The organism is Rhabdonatronobacter sediminivivens, from assembly GCF_013415485.1.
In the GTDB taxonomy this organism is placed as follows: domain Bacteria; phylum Pseudomonadota; class Alphaproteobacteria; order Rhodobacterales; family Rhodobacteraceae; genus Rhabdonatronobacter; species Rhabdonatronobacter sediminivivens.
This window is the reverse complement of record NZ_JACBXS010000022.1, coordinates 1-25,703: the sequence shown is the minus strand read 5'-3', so window position 1 is coordinate 25,703 and position 25,703 is coordinate 1. Positions and strand designations below refer to the sequence as shown.

Annotated in this window: 29 protein-coding genes; 15 read left to right on the top strand and 14 right to left on the bottom strand. The window is 67.5% G+C overall.

What is annotated here, in order from left to right; translation table 11 throughout:
- The first annotated feature begins 102 nt into the window (after positions 1-102).
- Positions 103-471, top strand: coding sequence for a hypothetical protein (locus HUK65_RS11480; protein WP_179906410.1), 369 nt, complete (start codon positions 103-105; stop codon positions 469-471).
- A gap of 6 nt (positions 472-477) precedes the next feature.
- Here HUK65_RS11480 and HUK65_RS11475 read toward each other — a convergent pair whose 3' ends face one another.
- The 3 genes from HUK65_RS11475 to HUK65_RS11465 all read right to left on the bottom strand — a co-directional run bounded on the left by HUK65_RS11475 (position 478) and on the right by HUK65_RS11465 (position 2,320).
- Positions 478-1,545: a 5-(carboxyamino)imidazole ribonucleotide synthase gene (locus HUK65_RS11475; RefSeq protein WP_179906409.1), complete on the bottom strand. Its 1,068-nt coding sequence runs from the start codon at positions 1,543-1,545 to the stop codon at positions 478-480.
- Positions 1,538-2,026, bottom strand: a complete 489-nt coding sequence (purE, locus tag HUK65_RS11470) for a 5-(carboxyamino)imidazole ribonucleotide mutase (RefSeq protein WP_179906408.1) — start codon at positions 2,024-2,026, stop codon at positions 1,538-1,540. The genes HUK65_RS11475 and purE overlap by 8 nt, the downstream gene beginning before the upstream one ends.
- 75 nt (positions 2,027-2,101) lie before the next feature.
- Positions 2,102-2,320 carry a YdcH family protein gene (locus HUK65_RS11465; protein WP_179906407.1) on the bottom strand — a complete coding sequence of 73 codons (219 nt, stop codon included), beginning with the start codon at positions 2,318-2,320 and terminating at the stop codon, positions 2,102-2,104.
- Between the two features lie 170 nt (positions 2,321-2,490).
- Between HUK65_RS11465 and HUK65_RS11460 the strand changes: the two genes are divergently transcribed.
- From HUK65_RS11460 to hemF, 3 genes are all read left to right on the top strand, one after another.
- The gene (locus HUK65_RS11460; protein WP_179906406.1) at positions 2,491-2,904 is read left to right on the top strand and encodes an Hsp20 family protein; all 414 of its coding nucleotides are present in this window, start codon (positions 2,491-2,493) and stop codon (positions 2,902-2,904) included.
- Positions 2,905-2,930: 26 nt separating this feature from the next.
- The gene (locus HUK65_RS11455; protein WP_179906405.1) at positions 2,931-3,158 is read left to right on the top strand and encodes a DUF1150 family protein; all 228 of its coding nucleotides are present in this window, start codon (positions 2,931-2,933) and stop codon (positions 3,156-3,158) included.
- Positions 3,159-3,407: 249 nt separating this feature from the next.
- Positions 3,408-4,301, top strand: a complete 894-nt coding sequence (gene hemF, locus HUK65_RS11450; protein WP_179906404.1) for an oxygen-dependent coproporphyrinogen oxidase — start codon at positions 3,408-3,410, stop codon at positions 4,299-4,301.
- Positions 4,302-4,406: 105 nt separating this feature from the next.
- On the opposite strand, the gene HUK65_RS11445 is transcribed toward hemF, so the two are convergent.
- Positions 4,407-5,744 (bottom strand): amidase, encoded by a 1,338-nt coding sequence (locus tag HUK65_RS11445; RefSeq protein WP_235442076.1) that lies wholly within the window; start codon positions 5,742-5,744, stop codon positions 4,407-4,409.
- A gap of 86 nt (positions 5,745-5,830) precedes the next feature.
- Here HUK65_RS11445 and HUK65_RS11440 point away from each other — a divergent pair, with 86 nt between their 5' ends.
- The 4 genes from HUK65_RS11440 (at position 5,831) to HUK65_RS11425 (ending at position 11,271) form a co-directional block, all read left to right on the top strand.
- On the top strand, positions 5,831-7,057 hold the full coding sequence (locus tag HUK65_RS11440) for an FAD-dependent monooxygenase (RefSeq protein ID WP_179906403.1): 1,227 nt from the start codon (positions 5,831-5,833) through the stop codon (positions 7,055-7,057).
- A gap of 305 nt (positions 7,058-7,362) precedes the next feature.
- Positions 7,363-9,360: an acetate--CoA ligase family protein gene (locus HUK65_RS11435; RefSeq protein WP_179906402.1), complete on the top strand. Its 1,998-nt coding sequence runs from the start codon at positions 7,363-7,365 to the stop codon at positions 9,358-9,360.
- A complete protein-coding gene (locus tag HUK65_RS11430; RefSeq protein ID WP_179906401.1) occupies positions 9,357-10,154 on the top strand; it encodes a carnitinyl-CoA dehydratase in 798 nt (265 codons plus the stop codon). Before HUK65_RS11435 ends, HUK65_RS11430 begins: the two co-directional genes overlap by 4 nt.
- 169 nt (positions 10,155-10,323) lie before the next feature.
- Positions 10,324-11,271 (top strand): class I SAM-dependent methyltransferase, encoded by a 948-nt coding sequence (locus HUK65_RS11425; RefSeq protein WP_235442090.1) that lies wholly within the window; start codon positions 10,324-10,326, stop codon positions 11,269-11,271.
- A 221-nt stretch (positions 11,272-11,492) separates the two neighbouring features.
- Here HUK65_RS11425 and rplT read toward each other — a convergent pair whose 3' ends face one another.
- From rplT to pyk, 4 genes are all read right to left on the bottom strand, one after another.
- The gene (rplT, locus tag HUK65_RS11420) at positions 11,493-11,855 is read right to left on the bottom strand and encodes a 50S ribosomal protein L20 (RefSeq protein ID WP_179906399.1); all 363 of its coding nucleotides are present in this window, start codon (positions 11,853-11,855) and stop codon (positions 11,493-11,495) included.
- 12 nt (positions 11,856-11,867) lie between these two features.
- The gene (gene rpmI, locus HUK65_RS11415) at positions 11,868-12,068 is read right to left on the bottom strand and encodes a 50S ribosomal protein L35 (RefSeq protein WP_179906398.1); all 201 of its coding nucleotides are present in this window, start codon (positions 12,066-12,068) and stop codon (positions 11,868-11,870) included.
- A gap of 124 nt (positions 12,069-12,192) precedes the next feature.
- Positions 12,193-12,420, bottom strand: a complete 228-nt coding sequence (locus tag HUK65_RS11410) for a hypothetical protein (protein ID WP_179906397.1) — start codon at positions 12,418-12,420, stop codon at positions 12,193-12,195.
- Positions 12,421-12,446: 26 nt separating this feature from the next.
- A complete protein-coding gene (gene pyk, locus HUK65_RS11405; protein WP_179906396.1) occupies positions 12,447-13,892 on the bottom strand; it encodes a pyruvate kinase in 1,446 nt (481 codons plus the stop codon).
- 189 nt (positions 13,893-14,081) lie between these two features.
- On the opposite strand from pyk, the gene HUK65_RS11400 reads away from it, so the two are divergent.
- From HUK65_RS11400 to HUK65_RS11390, 3 genes are read left to right on the top strand one after another with little or no spacing between them, the layout of a single operon-like run.
- Positions 14,082-14,396, top strand: a complete 315-nt coding sequence (locus HUK65_RS11400; RefSeq protein ID WP_179906395.1) for a DUF1244 domain-containing protein — start codon at positions 14,082-14,084, stop codon at positions 14,394-14,396.
- Positions 14,397-15,023, top strand: coding sequence for a DUF5671 domain-containing protein (locus HUK65_RS11395; protein ID WP_179906394.1), 627 nt, complete (start codon positions 14,397-14,399; stop codon positions 15,021-15,023).
- Positions 15,023-15,430 carry a hypothetical protein gene (locus HUK65_RS11390; protein ID WP_179906393.1) on the top strand — a complete coding sequence of 136 codons (408 nt, stop codon included), beginning with the start codon at positions 15,023-15,025 and terminating at the stop codon, positions 15,428-15,430. The genes HUK65_RS11395 and HUK65_RS11390 overlap by 1 nt, the downstream gene beginning before the upstream one ends.
- A gap of 34 nt (positions 15,431-15,464) precedes the next feature.
- Here HUK65_RS11390 and HUK65_RS11385 read toward each other — a convergent pair whose 3' ends face one another.
- The 3 genes from HUK65_RS11385 to dgcN all read right to left on the bottom strand — a co-directional run bounded on the left by HUK65_RS11385 (position 15,465) and on the right by dgcN (position 18,406).
- A complete protein-coding gene (locus HUK65_RS11385) occupies positions 15,465-16,328 on the bottom strand; it encodes a D-amino-acid transaminase (protein ID WP_179906392.1) in 864 nt (287 codons plus the stop codon).
- A gap of 11 nt (positions 16,329-16,339) precedes the next feature.
- On the bottom strand, positions 16,340-17,314 hold the full coding sequence (gene dgcA / locus HUK65_RS11380) for an N-acetyl-D-Glu racemase DgcA (protein WP_179906391.1): 975 nt from the start codon (positions 17,312-17,314) through the stop codon (positions 16,340-16,342).
- A gap of 90 nt (positions 17,315-17,404) precedes the next feature.
- A complete protein-coding gene (gene dgcN / locus HUK65_RS11375) occupies positions 17,405-18,406 on the bottom strand; it encodes an N-acetyltransferase DgcN (protein WP_179906390.1) in 1,002 nt (333 codons plus the stop codon).
- A 277-nt stretch (positions 18,407-18,683) separates the two neighbouring features.
- Between dgcN and HUK65_RS11370 the strand changes: the two genes are divergently transcribed.
- Complete coding sequence (locus HUK65_RS11370) at positions 18,684-19,640, top strand: L-malyl-CoA/beta-methylmalyl-CoA lyase (protein ID WP_179906389.1); 957 nt, start codon at positions 18,684-18,686, stop codon at positions 19,638-19,640.
- Between the two features lie 126 nt (positions 19,641-19,766).
- Here HUK65_RS11370 and HUK65_RS11365 read toward each other — a convergent pair whose 3' ends face one another.
- The 3 genes from HUK65_RS11365 to HUK65_RS11355 all read right to left on the bottom strand — a co-directional run bounded on the left by HUK65_RS11365 (position 19,767) and on the right by HUK65_RS11355 (position 23,171).
- Complete coding sequence (locus HUK65_RS11365) at positions 19,767-20,231, bottom strand: AraC family transcriptional regulator (RefSeq protein ID WP_179906388.1); 465 nt, start codon at positions 20,229-20,231, stop codon at positions 19,767-19,769.
- A 346-nt stretch (positions 20,232-20,577) separates the two neighbouring features.
- Entirely contained in the window at positions 20,578-22,170 is a 1,593-nt protein-coding gene (locus HUK65_RS11360) for a GMC family oxidoreductase (protein ID WP_179906387.1), read from the bottom strand.
- 296 nt (positions 22,171-22,466) lie between these two features.
- The gene (locus HUK65_RS11355; RefSeq protein ID WP_179906386.1) at positions 22,467-23,171 is read right to left on the bottom strand and encodes an HAD family hydrolase; all 705 of its coding nucleotides are present in this window, start codon (positions 23,169-23,171) and stop codon (positions 22,467-22,469) included.
- A gap of 105 nt (positions 23,172-23,276) precedes the next feature.
- Between HUK65_RS11355 and clpS the strand changes: the two genes are divergently transcribed.
- Genes clpS through HUK65_RS11340 form a run of 3 tightly spaced genes read left to right on the top strand, consistent with a single transcriptional unit; the run spans position 23,277 to position 25,512 of the window.
- A complete protein-coding gene (clpS, locus tag HUK65_RS11350; protein WP_179906385.1) occupies positions 23,277-23,621 on the top strand; it encodes an ATP-dependent Clp protease adapter ClpS in 345 nt (114 codons plus the stop codon).
- A 19-nt stretch (positions 23,622-23,640) separates the two neighbouring features.
- Positions 23,641-24,681, top strand: a complete 1,041-nt coding sequence (locus HUK65_RS11345) for a class I SAM-dependent methyltransferase (protein ID WP_179906384.1) — start codon at positions 23,641-23,643, stop codon at positions 24,679-24,681.
- A gap of 21 nt (positions 24,682-24,702) precedes the next feature.
- Positions 24,703-25,512: an SDR family NAD(P)-dependent oxidoreductase gene (locus HUK65_RS11340; protein ID WP_179906383.1), complete on the top strand. Its 810-nt coding sequence runs from the start codon at positions 24,703-24,705 to the stop codon at positions 25,510-25,512.
- Positions 25,513-25,703 lie beyond the last annotated feature (191 nt).

Here is a 25,703-nt window from a genome sequence, read left to right as displayed (position 1 = left end):
AGAAGGGCGCTGGCTGACGCGGTTGTGTTGATGTGCGCAAGCGCACTTCATTCATGGCTTGGAATGAACTACACTGGGCCGGGTCTTCCGGGAGATCCTCTGATGCGCCTGATCCTGCTTCTGCCGCTTGCCGCCCTGATCCTGGGGGCCTGCGCCTCACCACGGGAGCGGTGCCTGCGCGCGGCGACCAACGAATTGCAGGTGCTGGACGGGCTGATCGCCGAGACCGAGGGCAATATCGCCCGCGGCTATGCCATCACCCGCGAGGTGGACACGCGCACGGTGGTCGAACTCTGCGCCTGGCCGCGCGAAGACACCCTGTTCTGCACCCGGCAGGAAGCGTTCACCCGCGACCGCCCGCAGGCCGTAGACATGGCGGCCGAGCGGCGCAAGCTGGAGGATCTGCGCATCCGCCGCGCCAGCGAGGCCCGCCGCGCCGCCGCCGCGCAGGCGGTCTGCCCCGCGGCGTGACCGGGCTCAGGTCCTGATGCGGTTCACATGGCCCATCTTGCGGCCCGGGCGGGTTTCGGTCTTGCCATAAAGGTGCAGCGCCGCGCCGGGTTCGGTGATGATCTGCGCCACCCGGTCCATGTCATCGCCGATCAGGTTCTCCATCTCGACATCGGCATGGCGGCGCGGATCGCCCAGGGGCCAGCCCGCCACGGCGCGGATATGCTGTTCGAACTGGTCAACGGTGCAGCCCTGCTGCGTCCAGTGGCCCGAATTATGGACCCGCGGGGCGATCTCGTTCACCACCGGCCCGGCGGGGGTGACGAACAGTTCGACCCCCATCACGCCCACATAGTCCAGCGCGGTCAGGATGCGCCCGGCCAGCAGCGCGGCCTCGGTCCGGGTGGCGGGGCTGATGGCGGCGGGAAGGGTGGTGCGGCGCAGGATGCCGCCTTCGTGCAGGTTTTCGCCCGGATCATAGGCTTGCACGGCACCGGCCAGCCCACGCGCGGCGATGACCGAGATCTCGCGCTCGAACCGCACAAAGCCTTCGAGGATGGCGGGCGCACCGGCCATGGCCTGCAGCGCTACGGGGGCATCGGCCGCGGCGGAGATGCGCGCCTGGCCCTTGCCGTCATAGCCCAGCCGCCGGGTCTTGAGGATCGCCGGGGTGCCGATCCGGGCCAGGGCGGCCTCCAGGTCATCCATGCTGTCGATGGGGGCGAAGGGCGCGGTGGCCAGGCCGAGGTCCTGCAGGAACCGCTTTTCCGTCAGCCGGTCCTGGCTGACCTCCAGCGCGCGCCGACCGGGGCGCACCGGGCGGAGTGACTCGAGCAGGTCCAGCGTGGCGGCGGGGATGTTCTCGAACTCATAGGTGATGACATCGACCGCCCCGGCAAAGCGGCGCAGGGCGTCATGGTCCTCCCACGCGGCGGTGGTCAGGGCGTGGCACAGATCGCCAGCAGGCGGCGCCGGGGCGGGATCATAGACATGGGCACGCAAGCCCAGTCGCCCGGCGGCCACGGCCAGCATCCGCCCCAGCTGCCCGCCACCCAGAATGCCGATCACGGCGCCAGGGCCAAGGGGGTCAGTCATCAGAAGGTTCCTGCGGAATGGAGGCGCTGAGGGCCGCGCGCCAGTCGATCAGTTTCTGCGCCAGTGCGGGATCGGACAGCGCCAGTATCTGCACCGCCATGAGGGCAGCATTGGCCGCCCCCGCCGCGCCGATGGCCATGGTGGCAACGGGAAAGCCGCGCGGCATCTGGACAATGGAATAGAGGCTGTCCAGCCCCCCCAGCGCACGGGTCTGCACCGGCACGCCGATCACCGGCAGGGCCGTCTTGGACGCCATCATTCCCGGCAGATGCGCCGCCCCGCCCGCACCGGCGATGATCACCTGCAGGCCCCGGCCCGCGGCCTCCTGCCCATAGGACCAGAGCCGGTCCGGCGTGCGATGCGCCGAAACGATTCGCGCCTCATGCGCCACGCCGAACTCCTCCAGAAGCTGCGCGGCTTCGCGCAGGGTGGGCCAGTCCGACTGGCTGCCCATGATGATCCCGACCCTGACCTGCGCCATGCGCGCCTCCTGCCCGATTTGGCGCGCACTATACCTTCCGCGGGGCCGGGCGCAATGCGCAGCACTGCCGATCCATCAGGCGATGATATCCGGGGTCAGTTCGTCCTCGATCCGCGCGATCTGGTCCTTCAGCACCAGCTTCTGCTTCTTCAGGCGCTGCAGTTGCAGGGCATCACCTGTCGCCCGCTCCTGCAGGGCGGCGATGGCATCATCAAGATCACGGTGCTGCCGCTTGAGAACCTCGAGCTTGATGCGCAGCACTTCCTCGTGGTTCAGTTCCGATGGCGCGTTCATGGAAGGTCCTGTGGAGATTCTGTGTCCGTGACAATACAGCATGCCCCGGCAAAGGCAAAGCTGCCACGCACCCTTGCACGCCGGGCGCCAGCCCCCATATCTGTACCGGGCGGGTCGCCGCAACAGACAAGGGGCCCGCTGCAATGTCGCTTGATACAAGGGCTTGCCGCATGAGCAGAATTACCTTTCCGTCGCACCCGCTGCTGCTGGGGTTCGATCAGCTGGAACAACTGGTGGAGCGCACCGCGCGAGCCGGAACCGACGGGTATCCGCCGTTCAACATCGAACATTGCGGGCCGCATGCGTTCCGCATCACCCTGGCCGTGGCCGGGTTCCGCGAGGAACAGCTGTCGATCACCATCGAGAACCGGCAACTGCTGGTCCGTGGCCATCAGGGCGAAGACGGTGATGACCGTGTCTTCCTGCACCGCGGAATAGCGGCGCGGCAGTTCCAGCGGGCCTTTGCACTTGCCGAAGGGGTCGAGGTTTCGGGCGCAGTGCTGGAAAACGGCCTGCTGCACATCGACCTGCAGCGGCCTGAACCCAAGGCAGTCAAGCAGTCGATCCCCATCACCCGCGGCTGAGCCCGCCAAGGACAAGGATGCAGAGCATGAACAGCAAACACCCCCTGCCCGAAGGCGACACCCAGCCTATCGTGTATGTACGCCCGGTGGATGTGACGGAATTGCCCGATGATGTGCAGCGCGAATTGCAGGGCGCGACCCGCGTCTATGCGATCCATCATGAGGAAGGCGAGCGCATGGCGCTGGTGACCGACCGGACCATGGCCTTCGTGCTGGCCCGGCAGAACGATCTTACACCGGTCAGCGTTCACTGACGCCGCCCTTGCGGCTGCCGGTCACACCCGCCCCCGCAACAGGACAAAAGCGCCCCCGAGCCGCGCCCACCCACCCACCCTGCGCGCCTCGGGGGCGCGGGCGCTGGCTGATACCACTGTGCGGACAAGCCGCGCAGCATTGCGTTTCCGATGTCTTCGCAGGCTTTCCACAAAGGTCATGCGCCGCTGGTGCTGGCCAGCGTCCGGGTTTCCTGCTAGCCCATGCGCAGACGTTTCGGAGTTCTGCCCATGACCGACCCATTCGCCCCGCAGAAGACCCGCGCCGCAGCCTGGTTTCGCCAGTTGCGCGATGACATCTGCGCCGCATTCGAAGCCCTGGAAGACGCCCATACCGACGGCCCGCTTTCAGACCTGCCTGCCGGGCGGTTCGAACTGCGCGAAACCAGGCGCGGCACGGCGGATGGCAGCGATGCCGGTGGCGGATTGATGAGTGTCATGCGCGGCGGGCGGGTGTTCGAGAAGGTGGGGGTGAATGTCTCGGCCGTGCATGGGGCGCTGGGAGATCGCGCGCAGAGATCCCTGACCGCGCGCAAGGAAATCCCCGGCCTGGCCGAAGACCCGCGCTTCTGGGCCAGCGGCATTTCGCTTGTGGCACATATGCAGAATCCCCATGCCCCGGCGGTGCACATGAACACGCGCATGTTCTGGACGCCGGGGGCCTGGTGGTTTGGCGGCGGCTCGGACCTGAACCCCTGCATCGAATACAGCGAGGACACGGCTGCCTTCCATGCCGTGCTCAAGGATGCCTGCGACCCCCATGACCCGGGCTTCTATCCGCGGTTCAAGGAATGGGCAGACGACTATTTCTACATCCCGCACCGCAAGCGCGCCCGCGGTGTGGGTGGTATCTTCTATGATGATCTGTGCTCAGGCGACTGGGAGGCTGATTTCGCCTTCACCCAGTCGGTCGGGCGCGCGTTCCTGCCCGCTTTCCTGCCCCTGGCCGACAAGCGCCGCACCCAGGCCTGGACCGAAGCCGACAAGGAAACGCAGTTGATCCACCGCGGGCTCTATGCGGAATACAATCTGGTCTATGACCGCGGCACGAAATTCGGCCTGGAAACCAGCCATGACCCCGATGCCGTGCTGATGAGCCTGCCCCCCTTCGCCCGCTGGGTCTGAGCCCCTGACCTGAAAAATGCCACCTGACCCCTGCGGCCCTGGCGCAGCGGGGTGGGTGGGTGGGCGCTGCGCCAGGGCCGCATCCGGCGCAGGCCATGCGGCGCGTCACTGGCGCCGAAGCGCCACCTCGGCCGCCGCACCCAGCCGCAACAGACGATGGTCCGCCATGGGTGGCATCATCAGGCTGATCCCGGCCGAGGGTGTCCCCGTGGGCAGGGTCAGGGCGCATAACCCCAGCATGTTCCCGATGCGCGTATTGCGAAGCGTCAGCAGGTTTTCAGTGGTAAAATAGCCGTGCTCCTGCATCAGCCGCGCCGCATCGGGGGGCATGTTGGGCGCCGTGGGCAGGAGCACTGCATCATAGCCCGCGGTGGCCGCCAGATAATCGCGCCGCAACCGGTTCAGCCTGTTCCAGGCGGCCACATAATCCGCCGCCAGATGATCGCGCCCGGACCGGAAACGCTCCAGGATCGGCGCGAACACCTTGTCAGGTGCGGTTTCGAGCAGGTCACGCCACTGCGCCCAGCATTCGGGCGTGTATATGATTGCCGAAAGCGCCAGCGCCTCGGACACTTCGGGCAGGTTCTTGCGGTCAATCCGCGCCCCTGCGGCGCCCATGGCCTCGAGCGCGGCCTCGAAACCCGCGCGGGGACGATCACGAATATCGTCGAACGGCGCCCCCTCCAGCACCAGCAGGCGCACCCCGGACAGATCGGCCCCCCGCAGATCAGGCACCGGCGCCCCCTCCATGATGGCCAGCGCCAGGGCTGCATCCTCGACCGTGCGCGCCAGCGGCCCCACCGTATCGAAACGCGGCGCCAGTGGCACCACCCCCGCCAGCGACAGACGGCCATGGGTGGTCTTCAACCCCACCAGATCATTCCACGCCGCCGGTATCCGCACCGACCCGCCCGTGTCCGACCCGATCGCCAGCGGCGCCAGCCCAAAGGCGACGGAAGCCGCCGCCCCCGAAGAACTCCCGCCGGGCACCGCATCATGGTCATTCACACAGGGCGGCGTGGCCGTGACCGGGTTCAACCCCAGCCCGGAATAGGCAAACTCGGTCTGATGCGTCTTGCCCAGCGCCACAGTGCCCGCGGCAGTCATGCGCTGCAGCACCTCGGCATCCTGCTCGGGCACGCGCCCGGCCAGCAGCGCACTGCCTGATTCGCTGGCCACCCCAGCGGTATCGAACAGGTCCTTCCAGGACACCGGCACCCCGTCCAGCGGCCCGCGCCGCAGCCCGGCCCTGGCCCGCCCCCGCGCCGCCATCGCTTCATCGAGCGCCCGCGCGCGCATGTCACGGGCATAGATGCGCGGGCCAAACGGATGCGCCGTGATGGCGTCCAGAAACCCCTCGGCCAGCGCGACGGGGCAGATGCTGCCCGCCTCGATCCCCCGGCCCAGATCCGCCGCGCTCATCGCCTGCCAGTCGTCCTGCATGTTCCTGCCCTGCCTGTTGCGTACGGGCAGACGCTACAGCGCGGATGTCGCATGGACAATCCCGCCCCCACCGCCATATTGGGCCCATGACCCATGACGCTGATATCCTGATCGTCGGCGGCGGCCTCAATGGCCCGGCCCTTGCGCTTGCCCTGGCAAAGGGCGGGCTGCGCGTCGCGCTGATGGATGCGCAGCCCCTGGAGCACCTGCGCAGTGACACCTTTGACGGTCGCGCCTATGCGCTGGCGCTGGCCTCGGTCCGGGCGCTGGGGGCACTGGGGATCTGGGCGCAGATCGCAGACCACGCGCAACCCATCCTACAGATCAAGGCCAGCGATGGCCGCCCCGGCGAAGGCATCGCGCCCTTCTTCCTGCAGTTCGACCACGCCGAGATCGAGGAAGGCCCCATGGGCCACATGATCGAGGATCGTTACCTGCGCCGCGCGCTTCTGGATGCGATGGCCGAAACACCCGGCATCCAGCACCACCCGGGCGAAACGGTCACCGCACAACAGGTGACCGGCGCCGGGGTGCAGGTCACGCTGGCCTCGGGGCGGATGCTCTCGGCCCGGATGCTGGTGGGCTGTGACGGACGCAACAGCCCCACCGCCAGCCGTGCCGGGATCGCCCGGACCGGCTGGGACTACGGCCAGACCGCGCTGGTTTGCGCCATTCGCCATGACCTTCCCCACCATGGCTGCGCGCATCAACTGTTCCTACCCGCCGGGCCGCTGGCCATCCTGCCCCTGCCCGGCAACCGTGCCTCCATCGTCTGGAGCGAGGAAACCGCCCGCGCCGAGGCATTGCATCACGCCGATGGCGCCACCTATCTGGCCGCCCTGCGCCCCCGCTTCGGCAGCTTCCTGGGCGAGATTGCACTGGACGGAAAACGCTTTGCCTATCCGCTGCGGCTGACGCTTGCCAACAGCTTCATTGCCCCGCGGCTGGCGCTCGTGGGCGATGCGGCGCACGGCGTCCACCCCATCGCCGGGCAGGGCCTCAACCTGGGCCTGCGTGATGTCGCCGCCCTGGCCCAGGTCCTGATCGAGGCCACCCGCCGCGGCGAGGATTTCGCCACCCAGCCCGTGCTCGAACGCTACCAGCAATGGCGCCGCTTCGACACGGCAGTCCTGGCCCTCGGCACGGACCTGTTCAACCGCTTGTTTTCCAATGACAACCCCGCGTTGCGCATGGGGCGTGACCTCGGCATGGGCATTGTTTCCGCCCTGCCCGGACTGCGCCGCCACTTCATCCGCGAAGCCGCCGGCCTGACCGGAGACCTCCCGCGCCTCATGCAGGGCCGTGCAATCTGACATCCCCCGCTTGACACCACCCCGACCGCACGGCACCCATGGCGCAGATTGCGCTTCAGCCCGGATACGGTCACCCCAATGCCAAGACTGACGATCCAGAACACACCGGAGGGAACAGTTCCGCCCCCCGTATATGATACCTGCCCGCCAGGGCCCGCCCCGATCACCGCGGCGGCAGGGGGCACCGTCACGCCCCACCCCTTCATCTTGCCGAAAATACTCTCGGGGGGTGAATTGCCCGGAACGGGCACGAGGGGGGCGGACAGCCCCCCTGCGCCGCCCACCGCCTGCGCGTTGCCCCTGCCATGAAGAACCTGTCGCGCCTGCTGCGCCCGCGCTCTGTCGCGGTGATGGGGGGCGGCTGGGCCGCCAATGTCATCGAACAATGCCAGCGCATGGGCTTTGACGGGCAGGTCTGGCCCGTCCACCCCACGCGCAGCACCATCGGCGGCCTGCCCGCGGTGCCCAGCCTCGCCGACCTGCCCGCCGCGCCCGATGCCACTTTCATCGGCGTCAACCGCGATGCCACGCTGCAGGTGGTGGGCGAACTCGCCGCCATGGGCGCGGGCGGCGCGGTGGCCTTTGCCTCGGGCTGGTCGGAAACCGGCGCCGCTGCGGCGCAGGCGCAGCTTGTGGCTGCAGCCGGAACAATGCCGGTTCTGGGGCCGAATTGTTACGGTATCATCAACTATCTGGACGGAGCATTGCTCTGGCCTGATCAGCATGGCGGGCAACGGGTGGACAGCGGGGTGGCGGTGATCTCGCAATCCTCGAACATCGCCGTCAACCTGACCATGCAAGCCCGCGCCCTGCCGCTCGCCTATGTGGCCTGCCTGGGCAATGCCGCACAGGTGGGCTTGGCCGAACTGGGCCGCGCCCTGCTGCAAGACCCCCGCGTCACCGCGCTGGGGCTCTATGTCGAAGGGATCACCGATGCCCCGGCGCTGGCCGCGCTGGCGCAGGAGGCCGCCGCCCGGGGCAAGGGCATCGTCGCCATCAAATCCGGCCGGACCGAGGCTTCCCGCGCCGCCGCCGCCTCGCACACGGCGGCCCTGGCGGGCGACAGCGTGGCCTCCAGCGCCTTCCTGCACCAGGCCGGGATTGCCGAGGTCGAAACCCCTGCCGAGTTGCTGGAAACCCTGAAAATCCTGCATGCCCACGGGCCGGGGCTGGGCCAGCGGCTCTGCTCGCTCTCCTGTTCGGGGGGTGAGGCCGGGATGATCGCCGATCTGGCCGCGCGCCACCGGCTGGACTTCCCGCCCCCCGGCACCGACAGCGCCGCGCGCCTGTCCGAAGCCCTGGGCCCCATGGTCACCATCTCCAACCCGCTGGATTACCACACCTTCATCTGGGGCGACGGCGCCCGGATCGAGGCGGTGTTCAGCGAAATGCTCTCGGGCTATGACGCGGGGCTTTTCGTCATCGACCCGCCGCGCCCGGACCGCTGTGACCCGTCCAGCTTCACCCCGGCGCTGGATGCCATCGCCGCCGCCGGGGTCAACACCGGCAAACCCGCCTTTGCCGTCGCCAGCCTGCCCGAGAATTTCGACGAAGCGCTCGCGCGCTCCATGGCCGCGCGCGGGGTGGTGGTGCTGATGGGGGCGGAAACCGCGCTGACCGCGCTGGCTGCGGCCCAGACCCCGCCCGCCGCCACCGGCTGGGCACCCTGGCCCGCCCCCCCGGCGCGTGATGTGCACATGCTCGATGAAGCCGCCGCCAAGACCCGGCTGGCGCAGGCAGGCATTGCCGTGCCGCGCGGGGTGGCGGCGCCGGACCTGCCCGCGCTCGCCCGTGCCGCCCATGCCCTGACCCCGCCGCTGGCGCTCAAGGGGCTGGGCTTTGCCCATAAATCCGAAGCCGGGGCGGTGCGGCTGAACCTGACCACGCTTGAGGGCCAGCCCGAAATCCCCGGCGCCCTTGGCTATCTGGCCGAGGAGATGATCCCCGGCGCGCTGGCCGAACTGATCCTGGGCGTGCGGCGGGACCCGGTCTATGGCGCCACTCTGACCCTGGGCTTTGGCGGCACCGCCGCCGAGCTGCTGGGCGACACGGTCACGCTGGTCCTGCCCGTCACGCCAACCGAAATCACCGCCGCGCTGCGCCGCCTGCGGCTCTGGCCGCTGCTGGACGGGTATCGCGGACGCCCCCGCGCCGATGTCGATGCCGTGGTGCAGGCCGCGATGAAGCTGCAGGACATGCTGGCGCAGGACCCCGCGCTGGAGGAAGTTGAGATCAACCCGCTGCTGGTGCGCGAGAGCGGCGCCATGGCAGCAGACGCCGTCATATGGGAGGCAGTACCATGATGCAGATGCGGACCGAAGGCCCCGTCAAGACCCGCCACGAAGGCGCCATCCTTGAAGTGACGCTGGACCGGCCAAAGGCCAATGCCATCGACTTGGCCACCAGCCGGATCATGGGCGAGGTGTTCCGTGAATTCCGCGATGACGACGCCCTGCGCGTGGCCATCCTGCGGGCGGCGGGGGACAAATTCTTCTGCCCCGGCTGGGACCTGAAAGCCGCCGCCGACGGCGATGCGGTGGATGGTGACTATGGCGTGGGCGGCTTCGGCGGCCTGCAGGAGCTGCCGCAGATGAACAAGCCGGTGATCGCCGCCGTCAATGGCATCTGCTGCGGGGGCGGGCTGGAACTGGCGCTGTCATGCGATCTGATCCTGGCCGCGGACACCGCCAGCTTCGCGCTGCCGGAAATCCGCTCGGGCACGGTGGCTGATGCGGCCTCGATCAAGCTGCCCAAACGCATCCCCTACCATGTGGCCATGGACTTGTTGCTGACGGGCCGCTGGTTCGATGCCGAAGAGGCCCTGCGCTGGGGCCTGCTGCGCGAGATCACGACGCCCGAAGACCTGCTGCCAAAGACCTGGGAACTGGCGCGGCTTCTGGAATCGGGGCCGCCGCTGGTCTATGCCGCCATCAAGGAAGTGGTGCGCGAGGCCGAGGACATGCGCTTTCAGGACGCGCTCAACCGCATCACCCGGCGCCAGTTCCCCACCGTGGACCGGCTCTATTCCTCGGACGATCAACTGGAAGGCGCCCGCGCCTTCGCCGAAAAACGTGATCCCGTCTGGAAGGGGCGCTGATACCGCTGGCAACCGGCGCGCGGCCTGCCTGCCAAGGGCCGGAAGAACCGGCCGGACATCTTGCCAAACTTCGGGAAACCGTCATAACGAAAGGGAGATTTTATCGGTATAACAGGATATCGCATTGCACTTGAAACATACCCAGCCAGTCCTTCACAGCGTGCAGCCAATGCCTCTGAACATGCCGCTGTCCGGCGCGCTGCAATTGGTGGACAGGGCGTTCGGGATCGATCGCATTCTGGCGAGCGAAGGGCGCGACATCATCGCCCCCTATTACCGCCAGTCGGTGCCTGGCTACCGACGCATCCATTCCGAAGCGGGCTGCATGCATTTCGCGCTCAATCCCGAAGGCAGCTTCGACAAGGCCGGCTATTACGCCCAGGCCCGGGAAATCACGCGCCATATCGGTGAGACGGGTGCGACGCGCGTGCTGGAACTGGGCTGCGGGCTGGGATTCAACACGCTCCACCTGGCGCCTCAGCACCCACAGGTCGCCTTTACCGGGCTGGACCTTCTGGATACCCATGTCGCCGGCTGCACCCGCGCCGCCGCGCAGGCCGGGCTGACCAACACCACCTTCCGGCAAGGCAGCCATGATGACCTGCCCGCCGATATCGGTACGTTTGACGTGATCTTCGCCGTGGAAACCCTGTGCTACGCGCAGGACCCGGGCCGCACTGCCGCGCAGATGGCGGCGCTGCTAAAGCCCGGGGGCCGGGTGGTCATCTATGACGGGTTCCGTCACCCGGATCTGAACAGCGCCCCCGCCGACATGATGACCGCCGCGCGGCTGTTCGAGGTCACCACCGCGGTGACCAACGGTTTCTGGACGCTGCAGGACTGGCGCATCCCCTTCGAAGCCGCGGGACTGGCCGTCACCGAACGCGACCTGAGCCAGGCAGTCCTGCCCGGCACCCACCGCCTGCAAAAGATCGCCACCCGCGTGTTTACCAACTGGAAATACCGCCTGCTGCGCCGCTTCATGCCGCCGCTGCTGGTGCGCAATTCGGTGGCCGGGCTGATGGGCCCCTATGTGATCCAGGGCGCGGACCCGGCAGCAGGGGAAACCCGCCCCGGCCTCAGCTACGCAATGATCAGCGCCCAGAAACCGGACTGATCGCAGGTCCAGTTCCCGCACGCTGCCACCCAACCGGCCCGGCCCCCGCCGGGCCGCGCCCCCGAGGCGCGCGGGGTGGGCGGGTGGGAGCGCGGCTCGGGGGCGCCTTGTGCCAGCCAGGCCGCGCAGCGCTTCGGCCAGTAGGACCAGCCGAGGCCAGACATGAAAACGGGGGGCCAAAGCCCCCCGCATCGCAGTCTCTGGATGACCGCAGCGCAGCCTCAGGCCATCGCGGCGCGGGCCTTGTCCACGATCTGGCCAAAGGCCTCGGGCTCATGCACGGCCAGATCGGCCAGAACCTTGCGGTCCACTTCGATCCCGGCCAGCGTCAGGCCGTTGATGAAGCGCGAATAGGTCAGCGCGGGGTCGATCTCACGCACCGCGGCGTTGATCCGCTGGATCCACAGGGCGCGGAAACTGCGCTTGCGGTTCTTGCGGTCGCGGGTGGCGTACTGGTTGGCCTTGTCCACCGCCTGGGTGGCGGTGCGGAAGTTGCGCGAACGTGCGCCGTAATAGCCTTTGGCGGCCTTGACCACCTTGCGGTGACGGGCGTGGGTGACTTTCCCGGATGTAACGCGTGCCATGTCTGGGACTCCTCAGCGGTCGTAGGGCATGTATTTCTTGACGATACGGGCATCCTGGTCCGACAGGACCGTGGTGCCGCGCGCGTCACGAATGAACTTGGGCGTCCGCTTGATCATCCCGTGCCGCTTGCCGGCCTGGGCCACCTTGACCTTGCCGCTTGCGGTCATGGAAAAGCGCTTCTTGGCGCTTGATTTGGTCTTCATCTTCGGCATTTCCGACTCCTTTTTCGGGCTTTCGGTCCGGATGCGACTCGGCATGCCTGGGGCCGGCCGCATCGTGTTCGAGCGCGCCGGATACACCGCGCGCCGCCCCTTTGCAAGCGTTGCTGGCCCAACGTCAGCCCAGAAGCCGCCCAAAGACCGCCACCGTCAGCGCGGGAATGTCGCGCAGGTCATACAGGCCCGCCGGGCGCGACTGGGCGACATAGATCAGCAGCACCAGCGCCACCATGCCCAGAATCCCGCCCGTGCGCGGGGACCGCCCGCCAACCCAGGCCCCCATCATGCTCAGCACCGCAAACGGCAGCAGAAATATACCTAACAGGAACAGAACGTCATAGCTCATGTCAGCCCCCGTTCAGATGCACGATTCTACTCCGGGTCGGTCAAGCGGATCAAGTGTTCCGCACAAGGCGCCACCCGCAGGATGTTCGTGGTGCCCGGGATGTTGAACGGCACCCCGGCCGTCACCACGATCTGATCCTCCTCGGAGGCGAATTCGAACCGGCGCGCAGCGCGCACGGCGCTGATGACCGCCTCCTTGAACCGGATGATTTCCGAGGTCATCACACAATGGATCCCCCAGGTCAGCGTCAGCCGTCGCGCGGTGCCGACAATAGTGGTCAGCGCGATGATCGGCACATGGGGCCGTTCGCGCGCCACACGGGCTGCGGTGGTGCCGGAACTGGTGAAGCAGCAGATGGCGACGATATCCGTTGTTTCGGCGATTTCGCGGGCGGCGGCAACGATCCCGTCGGCGACCGAGGCATGCACGATCTTGCGCGAGGCATCCATCACCTGCTGATAGGTGGGATCGTTTTCAACCTCGATCGCCACGTTGTTCATGGTGGTCACGGCTTCGACCGGATAGCTGCCCGCCGCCGATTCCGCCGAGAGCATCACCGCATCGGCGCCCTCATAGATGGCGGTGGCCACATCCGACACCTCGGCCCGTGTCGGCATGGGGCTGGTGATCATCGATTCCAGCATCTGCGTGGCCACGATCACCGGTTTGGCGGCAGCGCGGCACTTGCGCACCAAGCGCTTCTGGATCGGCGGCACATTCTGGATCGGCAGTTCCACCCCCAGATCGCCGCGCGCCACCATGATCCCGTCCGAAGCCTCCAGGATCTCGTCGAAGGCCGTCACGCCCGCGGGCTTTTCGATCTTGCACATGATGGCCGCACGGCCATTGACCAGTTCGCGCGCCTCATGCACGTCGCTGGCGCGCTGCACAAAGGACAGCGCCAGCCAGTCCACGCCCAGGTCGCAGACGAATTCCAGATCGGTGCGGTCCTTGTCGGACAGGGCCGCCAGCGGCAGCACCACATCGGGCACGTTGACGCCCTTGTTGTCGGAGATCGTGCCGCCCACCTCGATCTCGCAATCGGCATGTTCGGGGCTGCAGTCGCGCACCCGAAGCCTGATCTTGCCGTCATTGACCAACAGCGTGGCGCCGGGACGCAGCGCGGCAAATATCTCCGGATGAGCCAGGGTCACGCGGTGCGAATCACCCGGCGCCGGGTCCAGGTCCAGCCGGAAGCTGTTGCCCTCTTCAAGATCAACCGCACCAGAGGCAAAGCTGCCCACACGCAGCTTGGGCCCCTGAAGATCGGCCAGGATGGCGATGGGGCGCCCGGTATCCGCCTCGATCTGCCGGATGATCCGGTGCCGGGCGCGAATATCGTCATGGCTGCCGTGACTGAGGTTCAGCCGGAACACATCGGCGCCTGCGTCGCACAGGGCGCGGATGGTCTTGTGGTCACTGGAGGCTGGGCCCAGGGTGGCCACGATCTTGACATTGCGTTTGCGTCGCATGGGTGTCCTTTCCGTTCCGCGCAGGATGCCCGCAGGGGCCTCGAACCGCAACCCGGGGCATACCCGGCGGTTGATGCGCGCTGATTGTTAGCGCAAGCAGATACCCCATTTCCAGATTACCGCAAGCCTTTCCCCCTTGACCACTGACTGGCGCGTCAACACCTTCTCACTATACCAAGGAGATCACCAATGAATGAACAGACCCGCATCGAACTGGAGGCCGCCGCCTTTCGCCGCCTGCTGGAGCATCTGGACAAGCGCAGTGATGTGCAGAACATCGACATGATGAACCTGACCGGGTTCTGCCGCAACTGCCTGAGTCGCTGGTACCAGGAAGCTGCCAGCGACCGCGGGATCGACATGGACAAGGAGGCCGCGCGCGAAATCGTCTATGGCATGCCCTATGCCGAATGGAAGGCGAAGCATCAGTCCGAAGCCAGCCCCGAACAGCAAAAGGCCTTCGAGACGTCATTCGCCGAAAACGTCGGCACCCGGTCGGACTGAATGAAACCCGCCGACCAGCTGTCCCTGTTCATCCGGCAGGGATTGCAGGCGGGCCACAGCCCGGAAACGCTGCGATCCGCGCTCGAAGACGCCGGCTGGACCGGCGCAGAGGTCGACACGGCCCTTGCCGGGTGGAGCGACAGCGGGCTGGGGGTTCCGGTCCCGCGCCCGCGGGCCTCGGTCCCGGTGCGCGAGGCAGTGGTGCATGCGCTGTTGTTTCTGGCACTGGTCGCCGTCACCTGGCATCTGACCAGCCTGGGGTTCAGACTGATAGAAATCTGGGTGCCGGATGACACAGCTGGCCACAGGGCGGGCTGGGCGGGCAGTTCCATGCGCTGGTCCATGGCCACGCTGATCGTGCTGGCGCCGCTCTTTCTGTGGCTTCATCTGCATGCGGAACGGGCGGCAACGGGCACTGACGGCCTGCGCCGCGCGCCCATGCGCGCCCGGATCGGCGCGCTGGGGCTGTTCCTGGCGGCGCTGGTGCTGCTGGGCGATGCCGTTGCGGTGGTCTATGCCGCGCTCAGCGGCGATCTGACCGGGCAATTCCTGGCCAAGGCCACATTGGTGGCCGTGGTTGCCCTGCTGGTGCTGAGCTACTTCCGTCGATTTCTGGATACCGGCTGATGGACCGCGCAACGGGCGCCATCCTGCTGTGCTGTGCCCTCGCGGTGGCAGCCGGGCTGTGGACCATCGGCGGCCCGCTCCAGGCACGCGCCGAACGCCGCGACGCACAGCGGCTGGATGACCTGCGCGCATTGGCATATCACCTTGCCTGCCTGCGCCAGCACGGCCAGCCAGCCGAAGGTCAGGATCCGCGCTGCCCTGAACCCCGGTCGCATCTGGACCCGTTCACCGGCGCGCCCTACCGCATCGATCAGGGGGCCGATGGCATGATCCGGGTCTGCAGTGAATTCGAGACCGACCGCCGGCAATTCGCCTTGCTGCCGCGCGGCGAATTCGACGCCGATACGGGCTGCCTGACGCATTGGGCCGATACGCCGGCGCCCGCCACCGACGCCCCGGCCCCATGACATGCCCGCCCCGAGGGGCGGTCAGGGCACGCGCTCAGATCGCGGCCTTGCGGCTTTCCTCGATGTAGATCTCACGCAGCCGCATCGCCAGAGGCCCCGGCGTGCCCGCCCCCAGCGCCGCCCCATCGATGTCCACTACCGGCATGACAAAGGTGCTGGCCGAGGTCACGAAGGCCTCATCCGCCGCCTTGGCCTCCTCCAGGGTAAAGCTGCGCTCTTCCACAGGCATCTGCGCCTCGCGCGCGAAGCGCAGCACGGCGGCGCGGGTGATCCCATGCAGGATGTCATTGGACAGCGCGCGCGTAACAATCTTGCCGTCCTTGATGATATAGGCGTTGTTCGAGGTCCCCTCGGTGATGGTTCCGTCCTGCACCATCCAGGCATCATCGGCCCCGGCCCTGATCGCCATCATCTTGCCCATGGACGGGTAAAGCAGTTGCACCGTCTTGATGTCCCGCCGCCCCCAGCGGAGATCGTCAATCGCGATGACCTTGATCCCCCTCTGCGCCTTGGGGCTGTCCACCAGCGCCGGGTTGGACTGGGTGAACAGAACCACCGTCGGCGCGGTGGTGTCAGGGTCCGGAAAGACGAAATCCCGGTCCCCGGGCGCGCCCCGGGTGACCTGCAGATAGATCATCCCCTGATCCAAGCCGTTGCGCGCCACCAACTCGCGGTGCACCTCCAGCCACTGGTCGCGGTCCATGGGGTTGGCGATGTCCAGCTCGCCCAGGGACCGTTCCAGCCGCGCCAGATGCCCGTCGAAATCGATCAGCTTGCCGTCGATGACGGTGGTGACCTCATAGACCCCATCCGCCATCAGAAATCCGCGATCGAAGATCGAGACCTGCGCCTCGCCCTCGGGCAGATACGCACCGTTCACATAGACTGTCCGCACCATGGCGTGCTCCTTCATCCCCAAAGTTCCGCCACGGGCGGATGCACCCCGGCGGCATCATACTGCAAAGCGTTTGCGCGGTCTTCGGCCAGAAGCAAAGGTCCGTCAAGATCCACCACCTCGGCCCCCTGGGCCACCAGAACCGCCGGCGCCATGGCCAGCGAAGACCCCACCATGCAGCCCACCATCACCCGATACCCCGCCGCCCGCGCCGCATCGCGCAGGGCCAGCGCCTCGGTCAATCCGCCGGTCTTGTCCAGCTTTATGTTGACCATGTCATACTTCCCCGCCAGATCGGGCAGGCTGGCGCGGTCATGGCAGCTCTCATCGGCACAGACGGGCAAGGGGCGCGCGATCTCGCCCAACATCCCATCGTCGCCTGCAGGCAGCGGCTGCTCCACCATCGCCACCCCCAGCCGCAACAGATGCGGGGCCAGATCGGCATAGACCTCCGCCGTCCAGCCCTCATTCGCATCGATGATGATCCGCGTATCGGGCGCGCCGCGCCGCACGGCTTCCAACCGTGGCATGTCCTCGGGGGTGCCCAGCTTGATCTTCAGAAGCGGGCGATGCGCATGACGCCGCGCCGCCGCCTCCATCTTCTCGGGCGTATCCAGCGACAGGGTATATGCCGTGACCAACGGCCCGGGCGCAGCCAGACCGGCCAGATCCCAGATCCGCAGCCCGGCCTGCTTTGCCTCCCAATCCCACAGCGCGCAATCCACGGCATTGCGCGCCGCCCCGGCCGTCAGCGCCGCCTGCAGGTCAGCGCGCGAGATCCCCTCGGGCAACCCTTCGATCTGGGCGCGCACCGACGCCATGGTTTCGCCATAACGCGCATAGGGCACGCACTCGCCCCACCCGCGCACCCCGCCGCGCGCAACCACCGCCGTCAGCACATCGGCATGGGTCCGAGAGCCCCGCGCGATGGTGAACACCTCGGCCAGCGCAAACCGCTCTTCCTCTACCTGCAACAAGACACTCTCCATTTTCTTGCGCAAAATACTCTGGGGTGAATTGGGCCAAAGGCCCAAGAGGGGCAACGCCCCTCCACGCCCCCGGCCACCTGCACCGCGCCCTCAGACGGCGGCCAGCGCTTCCACCAGGCGGCCAGCCCCGTGGCGATAAGGGTCCACCGTGGGCAGCCCCATCCGCGCCTCGATCTCCGCACAACAGGCGCGCGCCTCGTCGTCGCTCAGCGCAGCGGTGTTCACCGAAATGCCCACCACCTGACAGGCCGGGTTCGCCACCCGCGCCAGGGTCAAGGCCATGTCGCGCAGATCCTCCAGCGCCGGCAGGCCATAGCCCGGCAAGCCCCGCATATGGGTGCGCGTGGGCTCATGGCTCAGGATCAGTGCATCGGGCTGGCCGCCATGGATCAGCGCCATCGTCACGCCGGAATAGGACACATGAAACAGCGACCCCTGCCCCTCGATCAGATCCCAATGATCGGGGTCATTGTCCGGCGTCAGCCACTCCACAGACCCGGCCATGAAATCGGCGATTACTGCATCCAGCGGCACACCATCGCCGGTGATCAGGATGCCCGTCTGCCCGGTGGCGCGGAAACTGGCCTTCATGCCGCGCGCCACCATCTCGCGCTCCATGCACAGCGCCGTATACATCTTGCCGACCGAGCAATCCGTCCCCACCGCCAGACAACGCTTGCCGCTGCGCTTCTCGCCATTGGCGATGGGATACTTGACCGACGGCACCCGCACGTCATGCAGGGCGCGCCCCGTCGCCTCGGCCACGGCTTTCAGGTCCGGCTCGTCGCGCAGCAGGTTATGCAACCCCGAGGCCAGGTCGAATCCCTCCTCCAGCGCCGTCACCAGCACCTTCTTCCACGCCGCCGAGATCACGCCTCCGCGGTTCGCCACACCGATCACCAGCGTCCTGGCGCCCGCCGCTTTCGCCTCGGCCAGCGTCATGTCCGGCAGGCCCATATCGGCGCGGCAGCCTTCCATCCGGAACTGGCCGATGGCAAATTCCGGGCGCCAGTCCTTGATCCCCTGCGCCACCTTGGCGGCCAGCGGGTCGGGGGCATCCCCAAGAAACAGCAGATAGGGCGTCTGAATCATCATCGTCTCCGAACTGGTAGCTCTTTGCGCAAGAACACGCATTTCCAGCGCAACCTTCGCAGAAATCGAGGAGGGTTTCGATAGTCTTTCCGCAGAACCCGGCGCCAGGCGCAGCGCTTGCCGCAGAATCGTGCAGACGCTGGATGGAAACGGCCATCCCGCATCATACTGCATTGCAGCGCCGCCCCCACGCAGTCGCAGAAAACGGCTTGCACGCGCGCGCGCAACATTATATCCCCGCGCAAACTTCAGACGAAATTTCCTGACCGAGGTCCGCATGAGCTTCCGCCTTCAACCCGCCCCGCCTGCCCGCCCGAATCGCTGCCAGCTTTTCGGCCCCGGCTCGCGCCCGGCGATCTTTGAAAAAATGGCGGCAAGTGCTGCGGATGTGATCAACCTGGACCTGGAGGACGCCGTCGCCCCCGATGACAAGGCGGCCGCGCGCGCCAATATCATTGCCGCCACGCATGAGGTCGACTGGGGCAACAAGCTGCTGAGCGTGCGCATCAACGGGCTGGACACGCCCTGGTGGTACCGCGATGTGGTGGACCTGCTGGAACAGGCCGGGCCGCGGCTGGACCAGATCATGATCCCCAAGGTCGGCTGCGCCGCCGATATCTACGCCGTGGATGCGCTGGTCACGGCGATCGAGGCTGCAAAGGGCCGCGAGAAACGCATCAGCTTCGAAGTCATCATCGAATCCGCCGCCGGGATCGTGAACGTGAACGAGATCGCCGCCGCCTCGCCCCGGCTGCAGGCGATGTCACTGGGGGCAGCGGATTTCGCGGCATCGATGGGCATGGCAACCACCGGCATCGGCGGCACGCAAAAGGACTACTACATGCTGCACGAGGGCGCGCGCCACTGGTCCGACCCATGGCACTGGGCACAGGCGGCGATCGTGGCCGCGTGCCGGACCCACGGGGTCTTGCCGGTAGATGGACCCTTTGGCGATTTCTCGGATGACGAGGGCTTCCGCGCCCAGGCCCGCCGCTCGGCCACGCTGGGGATGGTGGGGAAATGGGCCATCCACCCCAAACAGGTGGCCCTGTCGAACGAGGTCTTCACCCCCTCCGACGAGGCCGTCACCGAAGCGCGCGAGATCCTGGAGGCGATGGCCGCCGCCAAGGCGCGCGGCGAAGGGGCCGCCGTCTACAAGGGCCGGCTGGTCGATATCGCCAGCATCCGCCAGGCCGAGGTGATCGTCCGCCAGTCCGAGATGATCGCCGGCTGACAGCGCTGTCACGCAGGCACCGGGGGAGGGGAGGCCCGCCGCCCTGCAGACTGGCGCACCGCCCGCGCCCCGAATACCGCCTCGGGGCGCGGGCGCGAGAGCGGCGCGACCGCCTCCAGGCAACGCTCACGCCAGCGGCGCGTAGAGATCGGTGCGCAGATCCCCGGGCGCGGTTGTGGACGGGTCGCTCAGATAGACCTCGAAGCAGGGCGCGGGCGCGGCAGCTTCGCCCAGCCCGGGAATGCCCTCGCCATACAGCCATCCCCAGGCGCGGGGGAGCTCCTCGAACGGGCCGGTAAGCTCCAGAACCGCGTATCGGCCCGCTGCAAGGCTGCGTTCCTCCAGCCCCTCGGGGCAGGGATGTGCCGGGTCCAGCATCGCGGCTGCGAAGCTCTGCAACTCGGCTTCGGGGGTTGTTTCCGGGTCGGAATAGCTGACCATCACCATGCCCCGCACCGCTGGCCACGCGGCCGCATCCCCAAGCCGCTGACCGAGCTTCTCGAACACGGCACCGATCTGCGGATACGGGCCCAGATGCGCCAAACCCACCAGACGATGAGCGGGCACATCACGGATGAAAACCGGGTACATCGGTCCCTCCTGTTCAATCAGATCAGCGCCCAGTCTACCACAAATCCCCGACACCCTCACCCCTCTCCGGCCTTGCCTGCGGTGCAGGTGGGCTCCCGCCCGTCGCGCGCGCATCACAGATGCGCACCCTCCCGTTGGGCCGGGCCGCGCGGCTTGCGCCGCGCGGATGGATCGCGCGTTCTGGACCGTCATCCCGCCACGCAACATCATACCCCTTGACCGCCCGGCGCGCCTGCGCGCCGGGCAGCGCCCCCGAGGCGCGCAGGGTGGGTGGGTGGGCGCGGCTCGGGGGCGCTTTTCCACACCGACCAGAAGGTATGCGCTGGCGATGAAACGTGAAGGCGCGTCACCTGCCCGCAGCATCCTGCAGGATCAGTGCCGCGGCTTTCTCTGCGATCATCAGGGTTGGCGCGTTGGTATTGCCGCTGGGGATCGTGGGCATGACCGACGCGTCGGCGACGCGCAGCCCTGCGACCCCGTTCACCCGCAGCATCGGGTCCACCACCGCGCCGCGGTCCGCACCCATACGCGCCGTGCCGACCGGGTGAAAGATGGTTGTGCCGATCTGACCTGCAACCTCGACCAGTTCGGCCTCGGATTGCGCCTCGGGGCCGGGGCGGAATTCCTGCGGCTGGAACCCGGCCAGGGGCGCCTGGGCCATGATCCGACGGGTGAGGCGAATGGCGCGCGCGGCCACAATGCGGTCGCCTTGGGTCGAAAGGTAGTTCGGTGCGATCTCGGGTGCGGCCGCCGCATCCGGCCCGGTGATCCGCACATGCCCGCGCGATTCGGGGCGCAGGTGGCAGACGCTGGCGGTAATGGCCGGGAACGGGTCCAGCGGCTCACCAAAGGCCGGCAGACTGAGCGGCTGGACATGGTATTCCAGATCTGCCGTCGCCACATCCGGCCCCGAACGTGCAAACGCCCCAAGCTGGCTGGGCGCCATAGACATCGGCCCGGAACGCGTCAGCGCATATTGCAGCCCGATCCGCGCCTTGCCCCACCAGGTGGCCGCCATGGTGTTCAGCGTCGGCGCGCCGCTGACGCGATAGGCGCAGCGCAATTGCAGATGGTCCTGCAGGTTCTCGCCGCTGGCGGCGTCCTGCAGCACGGCGATCCCGTGCCCCTGCAGCAGCGCCCCCGGGCCAATCCCCGAAAGCTGCAGCAGCTTCGGCGTGTTCACCGCCCCGGCGCACAGGATCACCTCGGCCCCGGCCCGGACCTCCTGCACCGCACCACCATGGCGATAGGCCACCCCGGTGGCGCGGCGCCCGTCAAACGTGATCCGGTCCACCTGCGCCCCGGTCAACACCTTCAGCCGGTCCGACCCCCGCCGGGGCGCCAGAAAGGCGCGCGCGGCATTCCATCGCCAGCCACGGCGCTGGTTGACCTTGAAGTACCCCACACCTTCGTTGTCCCCGGTGTTGAAATCATCGCTGGCCGGGATCCCCGCCGCCTGCGCAGCCTGGGCCCAGGCATCCAGGATGTCCCAGCGCAACCGGGGGCGTTCGACCCGCCATTCCCCGCCCGCGCCATGATGTTCATCGCCCCCGGCAAAGTAATCCTCATGCGCCTTGAACAGGGGCAGCACGTCCTCCCAGCCCCAGCCGGTGCAACCCAGTTGCCGCCAGTGGTCATAATCCGCCGCCTGCCCGCGCAGATAGAGCATGCCGTTGATCGACGAACAGCCCCCCAGCACCCGCCCGCGCGGATACAACAGGCTGCGCCCGCGCAGCCCCGGTTCCGAACGCGTGCGATACATCCAGTCCGTGCGCGGATTGCCGATACAATAGAGATACCCCACCGGGATATGAATCCACGGATAGGTATCGCGCCCGCCCGCCTCGAGCAGCAGCACCCGGTGCTTCGCGCTCAGCCGGTTGGCCAGCAGACAGCCCGCCGTGCCCGCACCGATGATGATGTAGTCCCAGTTATCCACGCCCTGCCCCCTGCTCGCCTGGAGTTCCTCCACCGCCACAGGATACCCGCTGACGGCTGCAGGCCAACCCCGGACGGTCAGGCCCGGCCCGGATGCCGCCGGGCAGCCATCGCACCCGCCCTGAAACCGTCACGCCGGGCGCACAGACCGTCCACGCCGCTGAAGCGCAAGCCTGAATACGGACGCACCAAGGCGCGAGATTCGTCATGCAAACAGTCCCGAACCGGTCATGGACCGCTTCGGGTGATCGGCCGCAAACCCGCGCATCGTCGCGTCAAGAAACCGCGACAGCGCGCTCAGGCCCCGTCGATCCAGCCCAGCAGATCCGGCAATTGCCCCAGATCCGGCAGCGCGCGAAAGCGGGCGTGGTCCAGTGGCGGGTCGGCGCGCTCTATCTCCCACTCCGGGCCATGGGGCACATGCACGCCCCAGCCCCCGGCCAGGATCGGCGGAATCACATCGGATTTCAGCGAATTGCCCACCATCAGGGCGCGTTCCGCCCCGTCACCATGGCGCAGGAAGGCGCGGGCATAAACCTCCGGGGTCTTGTCCGAGACGATCTCGACCGCGTCGAACGCCTCGCCCAGGCCGGATTGCGCCAGCTTGCGCTCCTGGTGCAGCAGATCGCCCTTGGTGATCAGCACCAGCCGGTAGCGGGGCGCCAAGGCGTCAATCGCCTCGGCGGCATGGGGCAGAAGTTCGATCGGATGGGCCAGCATCTCGCGCCCGGCCGCCAGCAGTTCCGAGATCACCGAGGCCGGGACCCTGCCCTCGGTCACCTCGAGCGCGGTTTCGATCATCGACAGCACAAACCCCTTGATCCCGAATCCGTAATGACCAAGGTTGCGCCGCTCCGCCGCCAGCAGACGCGCCATCAGGTGTTCGGGCGGGACATGATCGGCCAGCAGGGCCGCAAACCGCTCCTGCGTCAGGCGAAAGAACCGCTCATTGTGCCAGAGCGTATCGTCGGCATCGAAACCGATGGTGGTGATGCGACCCATGGTCGGCCCTCCGGGATTTTCCCCTTGCTGCGCCCCTTTCCCGCCGGGCGCAATCGACTATATACTGCGCTCAAGGAGAATCTCTTAGTGAAAGGCCGCGCTGCAATGACCCTGAGCCCGCTCATGACCGACCGCAAGGACGGCGACGGACCGGACAGGGATGTCGGCATTGCCACCAAGCCCCGCACCCGTACCCAGCGCCCCCCCATGTACAAGGTGCTGCTGCTCAATGATGACTACACGCCGATGGAATTCGTGGTGCATGTGCTGGAGCGGTTCTTTGGCCTGTCGCATGCCATGGCGTTCGAGATCATGCTGACCGTGCACAACAAGGGCGTGGCTGTGGTTGGCGTCTTCTCCTTCGAGGTTGCGGAAACCAAGGTCGCGCAGGTCATGGATTTCGCCCGCCGCCACCAGCATCCGCTGCAATGCACGCTGGAAAAGGAATGAGGGGCCCGCGCCCCCGCCCATGTCCCTGACCGTGCCCTTGTCCCTGTCGCTGACCGATCCCGCCCAGCGCCATGCGCGCCTGTCACGTGCGCTCGAAGAGGGGCTGGCACTGCCCTGTGATGGTCCCATCGCCGTGTTGCGCCCGCGCGGGAACGAGGATTTCACCCCCCTGCCGCAGGACCGGCTGCACATGGTTCAGGGCTTCCGCCCCGACCATGACGCGCTGCAGGCCGCCGGGTATCGCACCGCCACAACGCCCGAAGGCCGCTACGCCATGGCGCTGGTCTGCCTGCCCCGCGCCAAGACCGAAGCGCGTGGGCTGATCGCCCAGGCGGTGGCGCTGAGTGACGGCCCGGTGCTGGTCGATGGACAGAAACTGGACGGCGTCGATTCGATCCTGCGTGAGCTGCGCAAACGGGTCGCGGTAGAGGGCGTGACCGCCCGCGCCCATGGCAAGCTGTTCTGGTTTACCCCCGGCGCCGATGATCTGGCAGACTGGGCCGCGGTTCCCCAACACCTGGACGCCCCCGATGCGCCCGGGTTCGTCACGCGGCCAGGGGTATTTTCGGCCGACGGGGTGGATCCGGCCTCGCGCCTGCTGGCGGAACACCTGCCCGACACCCTGGGCCGCCGGGTGGTCGATCTGGGCGCGGGCTGGGGCTATCTGGCCGCGCAGGCCCTTCAGCGCAAGGGGCTGGAGGCGCTGCATCTGGTCGAGGCCGAGCATGACGCCCTCGACTGCGCGCGCCGCAATATCGATGACCCGCGGGCGCAGTTCCACTGGGCCGATGCGCTGACCTTTGCCCTGCCCGGTCCGGTGGACACGGTGCTGTGCAACCCGCCCTTCCACACCGGCCGCACGCCGCGGCCCGAGCTTGGCCGCGGCTTCATCGCCGCCGCCGCGCGATTGCTGACCCCGAAAGGCACGCTTTGGCTGGTGGCCAATCGCCATCTGCCCTATGACTCCGAGTTCACCGCCCGCTTCCACGCGCACACCATCGAAGCTCAGACCCCCGCCTTTCGGATCTGGCGCGCAACCGCCCCCCGCCGCACCCCCTGAGCCAGACGGAGACCGCCGACCATGAGCTTTTCCCTCAACGGCAAGACCGCCATCGTCACCGGATCGGCCAATGGCGTCGGACTGGCCATCGCCCGCCACTTCGCCGACCAGGGCGCGCATGTGATGCTGGCGGATCTGGACGAAGGCCGCCTGAAACGGGAGGTCGCGCAATTCCCCGATCATGGCGAAAACACGCGCTTCTTTGCCGGTGACCTGCGCGAGAAACTGACCGTGGCGAACCTGATGTCCGCGACCGTGGATGCGTTTGACCGGATCGACATTCTGGTGAACGCAATCCGGCAATGCTCGCGCGCCGATCCGCTGGACGCACAGGATGACGCGGTTGAAACCCTGTTGCAGCAGAACCTCATGGCCAGCCTGCGCGTAACCCAGGCCGCCGCAAAGCGCATGATCGCCCAGGGCGAGAGCGCGGACACGAAGGCGCATTCGGTCGGAGCCATCGTCAACCTGACCTCGATCGCCGCGCGGCGCTCACAGCCGGAACTCATGGCCTATTCGATTTCAACCGCCGCGCTGGACCAGATGACCCGGTCCATGGCGGTGGCGCTGGCCCCCAAACGCATCCGCGTGAACGCGGTCGCCATCGGCTCGGTCATGAGCGCAAACCTCAAGGACCAGATGCGCGAGCATGAGGATTACCGCGATTCAATCCTGAAACACACGCCCTTGGGCCGGATCGGCGCCGCAACCGAGGCCGCCGAGGCCGTGCAGTTCCTGGCCTCGGACGCCGCAGGGTTCGTCACCGGCCAGATCGTGACCGTGGATGGCGGGCGCACCCTGATCGACCCGGTGAGCGCCCCCGCGCATTGATCCCAACGCCTTGCCGGGGCCACCGGCCCCGGCAGCGCCCCCGAGGCGCGCGTTGGGTGGGCGGGTGGGCGCGGCTCGGGGGCGCTTTCTGCCCCGGCACAGCCGCACAGCGCTTCATACGGTTTCCGGCTGATTGACTCGCGTTGGCAGGTATTCCCAGCGAGAATCGAGTGTTTTACTGTCTGCCCAAC